The sequence below is a fragment of the Yeosuana sp. genome (assembly GCF_057126245.1).
Window position 1 is genome coordinate 1 of sequence record NZ_DBNGMQ010000082.1, and the last position, 4,170, is coordinate 4,170.

Consider the following 4,170-nt stretch of genomic DNA (forward strand, 5'->3'; position numbering starts at 1 on the left):
CGATATTTCATTTAGAGATGTAGATAAACGCTCAGCTCTTCTGCAAACGCAGCGCGCTATGTGACAGAATGACACCGTTTGGTGTCCGCCAGGTAATACAAAATGAGTCATTGCTGGTAAAGCGTCATTCATAGTATCCATTTCTTTTTCTAATAGGTTAATATTTTCAGAAGAAATTTTAGGAATATTTAATCGTTCTTTTCCATTTTTTAAAATATTCTTTTCAGGATCAGTTGCTAAAATAGCGCCAATAGTGAATAACCTGTCTTGAATATGCATGATGACGTCTTTGTAATGTGGATCCATATCTTGGTCTCTAACTAGTCCAAGATGCGAGTTTAACTCATCAACGGTGCCATAACTTTCAATACGAATATGATGTTTAGGCACGCGTGTACCACCAAATAATGCCGTAGTGCCTTTATCTCCTGTTTTTGTGTAAATTTTCATGTGTTAAACTCCATTATTTTATTACGGACATATGCTGTTCGCTATTAATCATTCCATTGGGGGATTATGCCTTTTTGCATGCTCGTTTCATGGTTTAAAGGTATAAGTAAAACATAAAAACTAAAAATAATAACCTAAAATTTATGTTTAAGAATCGATTATTTTACAGTATCTGAATATATCATCCCATCAATCAAGCGAATAACACGTTTGGCTCTGGAAGCAACGTCTTCCTCATGGGTCACCATAATAACGGTATTTCCTGCATTGTGGATGTCTTCAAAAAGATTTAAAATTTCCAGTGATGTTTTAGAATCTAAATTCCCCGTAGGCTCATCAGCTAAAATAATAGAAGGGTTGTTTACTAAAGCGCGACCAACAGCAACACGCTGTCTTTGACCACCAGACAATTGATTAGGCTTGTGATCCATTCTATCAGCCAATCCGACATCTTTAAGAACTTCTGTGGCTCGTTTTGTGCGTTCGCTTTTTGAAAAACCCGCATAGACCATTGGTAAGGCAACATTATCAAGTGCCGTAGTACGTGGTAATAAATTAAAGGTTTGAAATACAAAACCAATTTCTGTGTTTCTAATATCTGCTAATTCATCATCAGACATTTTACTTACATCTTTTCCGTTTAAAATATAAGTACCCGAAGTCGCGGTATCTAAGCAACCTATAATATTCATAAGCGTCGATTTTCCAGAACCCGAAGGCCCCATGATTGCCAAATATTCACCTCGTTCAATATCTAAATCGATGCCTTTTAATACATGAACAGTTTCTTGACCTAATTTAAAGTCGCGAATAATGTCTCTGATTTTAATAACGTTACTCATAAAAATAGAATTCTATAGTATTTGACGCACATGCTAAAAAGTTGTTACAGTCTAATGGTAAAATGTTCTTTTTTCTGTTCTTTTCTAAAAAATATCATTCCCCAAAAAAAGGTGTCAATGGTAACTTTAACTTTTTTATGCTGTTTAATTTCTTCCCAGGCTTCTGTCATATCTTTAGACCAGTAAATATCGTCAAAAATAAAGACAGTGTCATTATGAATGGTCGGTAAAAGTGTTTCAAAATAGCTTAAGGTTGCTTCTTTATTATGATTTCCATCAAAGAATATTAAATCAAATGAATTGCTAGTTAGTTTATTAAGTGCATTTTTAAAATCGCTATGTACTATATTGACGGTTTTTAATTTGTTTTTGTGAAAATTGTCTTTTGAAAATTTAGATAGGTTTGGGCAGCCTTCAATAGTGGTAATTGTTGCATCTCTGTTCCCAAATTGCATCGCATGTGTCGCTATTCCTAGCGATGTGCCTAATTCTAAAATGTGCTGTGGTTTAAAATAGTTGGTAATTCTGTATAAAAGTTTAGCTCTAAGCAATGTAGTTCCAGCATATTTTGCCATTTTTGATACCGACCTAGTTTTTGTTTTTATTTTGTTTGAACCAGCACCCAAATCAGTGACTTCTATTTTTAATGGATTATTTATGAGTCCTTTCCTGAATTCTGAAATGGCTTTATATCTTTCATAGGACGTTTTATCATAAAAACATTTGGTGATTAAATCATAAACAAAAGGTGAGTGAACACCATGTTGGTTAGTGGATTTTAATATAAATTTTATGTATTGGCTTATTTGATACCACATCAATCCTCTAATTTTGATGAGAGTTCAAACCAACGCTCTTCTTTGGTATCCATATCATCTATAATTTTTTGAAGCTTTTTTGAAAGCTTTAATATCTCATCTTGTGATAAAGAAGGGTCGTTAAACTTGCTTTCAAGTTCGTTTTTATCAAAAGTCAAAGATTTAAGTTTGCTTTCAATATTTTTTAGTTCTTTTTCTTCGTTATATGATAACTTGTTGGAATCTGGTTTTTTCCAGGTATTTTTTTTCTTCTTGTCTTCCGAGGCATCAGTAATTGCAGGTTGGCTATCGTCATACACTCTAAAATCGGTATAATTTCCAGGAAAATCTTCAATAATACCGTCACCTCTAAACACAAATAAATGATCAACTACTTTATCCATAAAATAACGATCGTGAGACACCACAATTACACAGCCAGGAAAATCGAGCAAGAAACTTTCAAGAACATTGAGTGTAACGATATCTAGGTCGTTAGTAGGTTCATCAAGAATTAAAAAATTAGGGTTTTGAATTAAAACCGTGCATAAATACAAGCGTTTACGTTCACCACCACTTAATTTTTCAACAAAATCATATTGTTTTTTTCTACTAAATAAAAAGCGTTCTAAAAGCTGTTGTGCACTAATTTGTCGACCTTTTTTTAGTGGAATGTAATCGCCAAACTCCCTAATAACGTCAATCACTTTTTGCTCAGGTTTTATGGTAATCCCATTTTGGGTATAATAACCGAACTTAACCGTTTCTCCAATAATTATTTTACCAGAATCTGGTTTTACGCTTTGGGTAAGCAGATTTAGAAAAGTAGATTTACCAGTTCCATTTTTACCAATAATTCCCATACGCTCCCCATTTTGGAACATATAACTAAAGCCATCAAGAATAATCTTGTCTTTATAGGATTTAGAAACATTATGAAGCTCAATAATTTTATTACCTAAACGCTCCATATTAAGTTCTAACTGCACTTGGTGGTCGTTTCTACGTTGCCCAGCGCGGTGTTTAATATCCTGAAAATCATCTATTCTAGATTTAGATTTGGTAGTTCTTGCTTTAGGTTGCCGGCGTATCCATTCTAATTCTTTTTTAAACAATTGCTTGGCTTTTCCAGTTTCTACGGTTTGCTGCTCAATTCGGGCTTCTCTTTTTTCAAGATAATAGGAGTAATTGCCTTTATAACTAAAAAGTTCACCTTCGTCTAACTCAATAATTTCATTACAAACACGCTCTAAAAAATACCGGTCATGTGTTACCATAAAAAGCGTGATGTTTTCTTTTGCAAAAAAAGCTTCTAGCCATTCAATCATTTCCAGATCCAAATGGTTTGTTGGTTCGTCTAAAATGAGTAAATCTGGTTTGTTGATAAGTGCATTAGCCAGAGACAATCGTTTTTTTTGTCCTCCGGAAAGGGTGCTTACTTTTTGATCTAAATTATCAAGTTGAAGTTTGAAAAGAATTTGTTTGTATTGGGTTTCAAAATCCCAGGCTTGGTGCCGTTCCATAGCCTCAAAGGCTTTTTGATAAGCTTCCTGGTCTTCATGATGCAACAAGGCCTTTTCATAGTTTGAAATGACCTTCAAAATAGGGTTTTCACTTGCAAAAATGGTATCTTCAACGGTTAATGCCGGATCAAGTTTAGGATCTTGAGGCAAAAAGGAAACAGCAATACCTTTTCGGTAAGTTATATTGCCAGAATCAGGTTCGTCATCACCTGCAATAATATTTAAAATGGAGGTCTTTCCAGTGCCATTTTTAGCAATAAATGCTATCTTTTCATCCTTATGGATGCTAAAGGAAATATTCTCAAACAGGGTTAATTCTCCGTAAGATTTTGATATGTTTTCAACAGTTAGATAATTCAAAAGATTCTTTTTTGCAAAGATGGTACAAATTACCAAAATTTGCTACATTAGTTTTTATATTCCTGTTGAAAGGTTATATTTGCTTGTAAAGAATAAGCCCAGAATGAATCGACTAATCTTATTTATTTGCTTAATAATCAGTGCGTTTATTTCATCATGTATTACTAATAAGGATATTGTTTATTTACAAGATAAAGG

At 33.5% G+C, this 4,170-nt stretch carries 4 protein-coding genes; all 4 read right to left on the reverse strand.

What is annotated here, in order from left to right; all coding sequences use genetic code 11:
• Positions 1-450 (reverse strand): cob(I)yrinic acid a,c-diamide adenosyltransferase (locus AC15TD_RS11410; protein WP_484452276.1); only part of this gene is annotated, 450 nt, incomplete at its 3' end.
• A gap of 158 nt (positions 451-608) precedes the next feature.
• On the reverse strand, positions 609-1,292 hold the full coding sequence (locus AC15TD_RS11415) for an ABC transporter ATP-binding protein (RefSeq protein WP_484452277.1): 684 nt from the start codon (positions 1,290-1,292) through the stop codon (positions 609-611).
• A 44-nt stretch (positions 1,293-1,336) separates the two neighbouring features.
• Positions 1,337-2,110, reverse strand: a complete 774-nt coding sequence (locus AC15TD_RS11420; RefSeq protein ID WP_484452278.1) for an O-methyltransferase — start codon at positions 2,108-2,110, stop codon at positions 1,337-1,339.
• The gene (locus AC15TD_RS11425) at positions 2,110-3,972 is read right to left on the reverse strand and encodes an ABC-F family ATP-binding cassette domain-containing protein (RefSeq protein ID WP_484452279.1); all 1,863 of its coding nucleotides are present in this window, start codon (positions 3,970-3,972) and stop codon (positions 2,110-2,112) included. Before AC15TD_RS11425 ends, AC15TD_RS11420 begins: the two co-directional genes overlap by 1 nt.
• Positions 3,973-4,170: the final 198 nt, after the last annotated feature.